The 6,485-nt window shown below is 69.8% G+C and carries 4 protein-coding genes; 3 read left to right on the top strand and 1 reads right to left on the bottom strand.

Annotated features, from left to right (window positions below; genetic code table 11):
• From KVT44_RS42850 to truA, 3 genes are all read left to right on the top strand, one after another.
• Positions 1–181 (top strand): DNA-directed RNA polymerase subunit alpha C-terminal domain-containing protein (locus KVT44_RS42850; protein ID WP_302832179.1); only part of this gene is annotated, 181 nt, incomplete at its 5' end.
• A 192-nt stretch (positions 182–373) separates the two neighbouring features.
• The gene (gene rplQ / locus KVT44_RS42845) at positions 374–883 is read left to right on the top strand and encodes a 50S ribosomal protein L17 (RefSeq protein ID WP_060895277.1); all 510 of its coding nucleotides are present in this window, start codon (positions 374–376) and stop codon (positions 881–883) included.
• A 92-nt stretch (positions 884–975) separates the two neighbouring features.
• Positions 976–1,830: a tRNA pseudouridine(38-40) synthase TruA gene (gene truA, locus KVT44_RS42840; RefSeq protein WP_099921123.1), complete on the top strand. Its 855-nt coding sequence runs from the start codon at positions 976–978 to the stop codon at positions 1,828–1,830.
• 195 nt (positions 1,831–2,025) lie between these two features.
• On the opposite strand, the gene KVT44_RS42835 is transcribed toward truA, so the two are convergent.
• Positions 2,026–6,450 carry a choice-of-anchor D domain-containing protein gene (locus KVT44_RS42835; RefSeq protein WP_254650667.1) on the bottom strand — a complete coding sequence of 1,475 codons (4,425 nt, stop codon included), beginning with the start codon at positions 6,448–6,450 and terminating at the stop codon, positions 2,026–2,028.
• Positions 6,451–6,485 lie beyond the last annotated feature (35 nt).

Below are 6,485 nucleotides of genomic sequence, written 5' to 3'. Positions count from 1 at the left end.
CGACCTCCTGGACATCCGCAACTTCGGTGCGAAGTCCATCGACGAGGTCAAGGCGAAGCTGGCCGGCATGGGCCTGGCCCTCAAGGACAGCCCGCCCGGATTCGACCCGACCGCCGCTGCCGACGCCTTCGGCGCGGACGACGACGCGGACGCCGGGTTCGTCGAGACCGAGCAGTACTAAGAGCTCGGGTTCGGCTGCCGGATCATGGCTGCGGGCCGGCTGTGGCTGGTCGCGCAGTTCCCCACGCCCCTTTGGGGCGCGGATCCTCCGGGCGCCTTGCAAGAGGCGCCCGGATCTCCGACGGGCAATCGCCCGCTCGGACACTGACCCCGGTACCTGATACGGCCGGGGCAGACACCTAGGAGAAACACCATGCCGAAGCCCACCAAGGGTGCCCGTCTGGGCGGCAGTGCCGCGCACGAGAAGCTGCTCCTCGCGAACCTCGCGAAGTCGCTCTTCGAGCACGGCCGCATCACCACCACCGAGGCGAAGGCCCGTCGCCTGCGCCCGTACGCGGAGCGTCTGGTCACCAAGGCGAAGAAGGGTGACCTTCACAACCGCCGTCAGGTGCTCTCGGTGATCACGGACAAGAGCATCGTGCACACGCTCTTCACCGAGATCGGCCCGCGCTACGAGAACCGCCCGGGTGGCTACACCCGTATCACCAAGATCGGTAACCGTCGTGGCGACAACGCGCCCATGGCCGTCATCGAGCTGGTGGAGGCCCTGACCGTGGCCCAGCAGGCCACCGGTGAGGCCGAGGCGGCCACCAAGCGTGCCGCCAAGGACGCCGAGGTCAAGACCGAGGCTCCGGCCAAGGTCGAGGACGCCAAGGTCGAGGACGCCGCCGAGGCTCCCGCCGAGGAGTCGAAGGACGCCTGAGGCACTGCCTGGCTGTGAGCGGGTCCGTCCCTTCGGGGGCGGGCCCGCTTTCGCGTTTCCGGCACAGCTGCCGGCCTTGAGAGGATCTAGGTGTGAGTGACGAAGTACAGCCCGGGTTCGTACGGGTGCGTTTGGACCTGTCGTACGACGGGACCGAGTTCTCCGGGTGGGCCAAGCAGGCCTCGGGGCGCCGGACCGTGCAGGGGGAGATCGAGGACGCCCTCAGGACCGTCACGCGGTCCAGGGACACCACGTACGAGCTGACCGTCGCCGGGCGTACCGACGCCGGTGTGCACGCGCGCGGGCAGGTGGCGCACGTCGATCTGCCCGTCGAGTTGTGGGCCGAGCACGAGGAGAAGCTGCTCAAGCGGCTGGCCGGGCGGCTGTCCAAGGACGTGCGGGTGTGGTCCCTGAGGGAGGCGCCCAGCGGGTTCAACGCCCGCTTCTCCGCGATCTGGCGGCGGTACGCCTACCGCGTCACCGACAACCCCGGGGGAGTGGACCCCCTGCTGCGGGGGCACGTCCTGTGGCACGACTGGCCGTTGGACGTCGACGCCATGAACGAGGCGGCCGAGCGGCTCGTGGGCGAGCACGACTTCGCCGCCTACTGCAAGAAGCGCGAGGGCGCCACGACCATTCGTACGCTCCAGGAGCTGAGCCTGGTGCGCGGGGACGACGGGGTCATCACCGCCACCGTCCGTGCCGACGCCTTCTGCCACAACATGGTGCGCTCGCTCATCGGCGCGCTGCTGTTCGTGGGGGACGGGCACCGCGGGCCCGACTGGGCCGGGAAGGTGCTCGCCGCCGGCGTACGGGACTCGGCGGTCCATGTCGTACGGCCGCACGGGCTGACCCTGGAGGAGGTCGGCTACCCCGCGGACGAACTGCTCGCCGCGCGCAACAAGGAGGCGCGCAACAAGCGGTCGTTGCCGGGGGCCGGGTGCTGAACCGGCTGCCGGCGGAGGACCGGAAGGCGGTGGCACGCCCTACCGCATGGGCCGTCGGCCGGGCCATGGACGCGCCCGGTCGCGGCCTCCGTCGGGGCATGGAGGTCGGCCACGAGGACCTGCCGCGCGGAAAGCGAGGCCCCGCCCTGGGCCGCTGTCCGAGGGCGGGGCTGTTCAGCCGGGTCGCAGTCGTGCTTACTGCCTGACGGTGAAGTACTGCCAGGCGCCCCAGGTGCTGAGGTTGGTGTTGTCCTTACTGCTGTGGATGTACTCCGCGGCGATGCGGAACCTGCTGTTGACGGACTTGCTGAGAGACATCTGGTGGCGGCCGGCGCTGGTGGAGCTCAGGGAGGAGCAGGGGGTGGTGGTCTGCGTGTGCCAGGCGCCGCTGTAGTACCGCTGCACGCGGAAGACGAGGCACTGGCCGGCCTTGTTGGGTGTGACTGTGGTGTCGAGTTGCTCCTTGGCGGTGTGGTGGTACACCCGGTAGGGAGTGCTGCCGTAGTTCGTGCTCGTGTAGTAACCGGACAGTTTCTCCGAGATCCGCACATAGGAGTGCACACTTCGGGCGACGGTCTTCGGGACGTACCGGTAGTCGCCGGCGAACACCGCGCTGAACGTGGTGTTGCGGGCGAGCTTGTAGGACCCCGTCAGATTGCCGTGGGAGTCCACCGTGCCGGACTTCACCAGGACCGATGTGCCGCCGAACGGCTGAGCGTAGATCGCCACCGTACGCTTGTTGTAGGTCGTACCGAGGTGGGCGGTGACCTTCGCGGACTGACCATATGCGTACGTCGAGTGGTCGGTGGTGATGGTCAGGTCCGTCGAGACCCGGGACACCTGGACGGTGGCGCTGCGGCTGCCCGGCTTGTGTGAGATGTCGCCGCCGTAGGCCACCTTGTAGGTGTTGGCGCCGCCGATCTGCGGGGTGTCCGCGAACGTGAACGAACCGTCCGCGGCGACCTTCGCGTCGGCGAGTGCGACGCCGGACGGGTGTGCGAGGTCGGTCTTCGTCACCTTGACGACCCCACCGGTGGCGAAGGGCGACCCGGAGAGCGTGCCGGACACGGTCAGCTTGTGCGTGCGGGTGGCCGTGGCCGGGGCCGTCAGAGTGACCGTGGTGGCCAGCTTGGACACCTGGACGAGGCTTGTCGTGCTCGTCGCCTCGTGTGTTGCGTCCCCCGCGTAGCTTGCGGCGTAGGTGTAAGTGCCCTCTGCCGGCGGGGTGTCGCTGAAGGTGAAGGAGCCGTCCGCCGCCGTCGTCGCATCGCGCAGTGCTGTTCCGTTCCGCGTGATGTGCACGACCTGACCTGCGGGAAGCGCCGCGGGCGAGGTCAATGTGCCGTCAACGGTCAACTGCCGACCCGGCACACCCGTGCTCGGGGCGGTGAGATGGAGCGAGGTCGCCGCTTTCGGGTCCGGGGCCGGAGGCGCCGCCTCGCTGACGACCGGGCCGCTCACCGTCTGCACGTCGGCGTTGTCGCCGGTGGCACCGGAGAAGGCGAGGAGCGCGGTGGACGTCAGCGTCGGTGTCGCGTCCATCACCTGCGTCCCGTCGATCCAGACGTACAGATGGCCGGCGGCCACCTGGATGTCGACCTGGTGTGTGCCCTGGCGCAGGGAGGTGCCGAGTGTGGCCACCGACTGGTAGTCGATCGCCGACGAGCCGGCCGCACTGCGGCCGACGCCCACGAAGTTCTGTGCCTTGAGCGTGTCGTTCCAGCCGGTGGCGAGCGCGATCACCGTGCCCGGCCGTCCCGCGATGCCGAGGCTGTCACCGGTCCCGCCCAGTGCCGAGGCGGAGTTCTGGGCCGGGTCGAGCAGAGTGAGCGTCATGCCCTTCCCGCCGGTGCCGGGGCCGAACTTCGTGGTGAAGGTGGCCCGCAGACCGTCGGTGCGCAACGGCTCGGTGTACACCGCCGTGCCCGCCTGATTGCTGGTGGCCGGGGTCAGCTGGACCCCGCCGCCCTCGGCCGGCACCGCCGAGCCGTTGGTCTGCCACTTCCCGTCGTCGGCCGAGGTGGTCGTGGCGGTGCCGGTACCGGTGCCCTTGACCGGCACGTACATGGCGCCCTGGCTGTTGCCGTTCGCGTCGGTCCCGGTGCCGGTGACCTCGTAGAAGGCGCTCAGATCCGCAGCCGAGTGCGGAGTGAACGTCACGCTCTGAACCGCGGTCTGCTCAGGACCGATGATCAGGCCCTCCGACAGTTGCACCGGGCTGTTGAAGTCACCCGTCGGCGCCTTGGCCTTGGTCACTGTCACCGGGATGTTGCCGGTGTTGGTGATGGTGAACGACAGCGACTTGGAGCTGCCGATCGGGACCTGGCCGAAGTCCAGTGAGCTCGTGGAGAACTCCAGGTGTCCCTGCCCCGTGATGGCCGTCGCGCTGACCGGCACGCTCAGCGTGTGCGTGGCGCCGCCGCCGCTGCTGCTGACCACGAGCGCGTCGCTGTCGACCTGGTCGCCGGTCGGGGTGTAGGTGACCGAGAGCACGAACGAGCCACCGGCCGGTACGACCGTCCCCGCGCTCGGCAGCCCCGAGGCGGAGAAGGCGCCGCCGGGCGAGTCGACCGAGTCGATGGTCTCCGGTTCGGTACCGGTGTTGGTGATCTGAAGGTTCAGCGTCGAAGTGCTGCCGGTGGGCACTTCCCCGAAGTCCAGGGCGGCGGGTGCCGCCCCGAGGCCGGGCCTGGTGCCGACGCCGTGGAGGGCGAAGACCAGCTTCTGGCCGTCCGACAGGTTCGCGGTCAGCGTGCCGTTGATGCCGCCGGTGGCGGTGGGGGCGAAGGTGATCGGTACGTCCAGGGTGGCGTCCGCCGCCAGCGCCGTGGGCTGCTCGGCGGTGGGTACGGCGGACGGGTCGACCGAGAACGCGCCGGAGGCCTTGAGCCCCGTGACGCTGACGTCCTGCGTGGCCGTCAGTTTCATCTCGGCGGAGCCGCTGTCGCCCACACCGACCTGACCGAAGTCCAGCGAGGCCGCGGTCAGAGCCGTCCTGGCCGGGCTGCCGAAGCCGTAGAGCACACCGTCCCGGGTGCCGACGTACACCTTGCCGCCCTGGGCGGTCGGCGTGCTGAACTTGGTCGCGGTGCCGATCGGCGCGGACCACAGCAGCTGGAGCAGGCCGTTGCCGTCGGGAGTGGGGCTGTAGGCGCGCAGGGTGCCGTCGGCCCCGGAGGCGTTGCTCGCGGAGGTCATCCACACCAGGGCACTGGACTCGTCCGTGCCGTCGGACGTGACCAGGGGAGAGCCGCTGGTGTAGCCGAAGGTGTCCTGGCTCTGGCCGGTGAGGGTGAGCGTGGGCGTACCGCCGTTGCGCACGCCGTACTTGAGAGCGCGCAGCGGACCCTGGTTGCCGACGACGTAGACATAGCCGCCGTCGCCGCCCCAGAACGCGGGGTGCCCCCACATGCCCTGGTAGGGGCCGGACACGCTCACCGCGGCGTCGCCGCCCTGGGCTCCCTGGCCCATGCCGCCGAGGTTGTCGCGGTCGAGCAGGAACACCCGCCCGTCCTTGCCCTGCTGGATCAGCAGGTGCGGGTGCTCGCTGGTACCGAAGCCGTCCGGCAGCGCCATCGGGGCGCCCGAGGAGATGTCCTGGTCGTTGAGGTCCAGGGTGGAGGCGTCGCTCGGGCTGAAGAAGTCGGCCGTACCGAGGGTGTTGTCCGCGCCGACCTGGAGGCGTACGACGGACTCGGCCAGGGTTCCCTGAACGGTCTTGCCCGGCCCGGGCGCCGGGCTGATGCCGTTCCCGGTGCTGAAGAAGATCCGGCCGGACCCGTCCGAGACCAGTCCGCCACCCGACTGCCAGATGCCGGCGCCGCCGGTGCCGGCACCGGTCGCCGTGGCCCACATCGAGGTGATGCTGTGCCCGGTGGTGCTCACCCCGACCACATAGCCGCGGTACGGCCACGCGTCACAGTGGCCGCCGAAGCCCGCGTAGACGACGCCGTCCATCAACAGCAGGCCGGGGCGCTGCTGTTCGTAGTAGGCGTCGAACTCGGCGCTCGGGTCGTTGACGGGGCTTCCGGCGATGGTGACCGGCCACCCCGGGCGCTCGGCTCCGGAGGCCGGGTCCACTGCGTGCATCAGCCACGTCGGGTGGCGGTGCGTGGAGGTGCCGTCGTCGACCTTGGTGGTGAAGTAGAGGGTGTTGGTGGCCGGGTCGTAGACGGGAGTCGCGGTCGCCCCCACATTGGGTGTCAGGTCCCCGCAGCCGATCGCCGAGGCCGGCCATGCCGGTCCGTAGTTCTTGCTCCACTCGATCGCACCGGTGGCGCGATCGAGGCCGTACACGGTGTTGCTCTCGGTGACCGCGATCACCTGGTCGCCCAGCACTAGGGGCTGGGCGTATATCTGCCCGTCCAGTTTCGTGGCGAAGAGCCGGCCGAAGGCGGACGACTGGACAACTGCCGGGGAGAGCCCGGCCTCGTTCTGGTCCCAGTTGGTGCGCAAATTGTCGATGCCCTGGGTGGTTTGGTCGGCCTGGGCCGAGGATGCCACCAGGCTGATCGTCGTGCCGATCAGTGCCGCAGCGGCCACGGCCACTGTGGCGAACAGCCATCTGCGCCGCCGGTTGCGATGGCGGCCACCGCGTGCGGGCACGGAAAACCCGGGCAAATCGGGACCTCCCCCTAGTGTTCGCGCCCGGAATG

Origin of the sequence: Streptomyces sp. GbtcB7 (assembly GCF_019091445.1) — a bacterium.
GTDB classification, from domain to species: Bacteria; Actinomycetota; Actinomycetes; order Streptomycetales; family Streptomycetaceae; genus Streptomyces; species Streptomyces mirabilis.
Note: the sequence above shows the minus strand (reverse complement) of the source record. Positions and strands in the feature narration are given on the sequence as shown.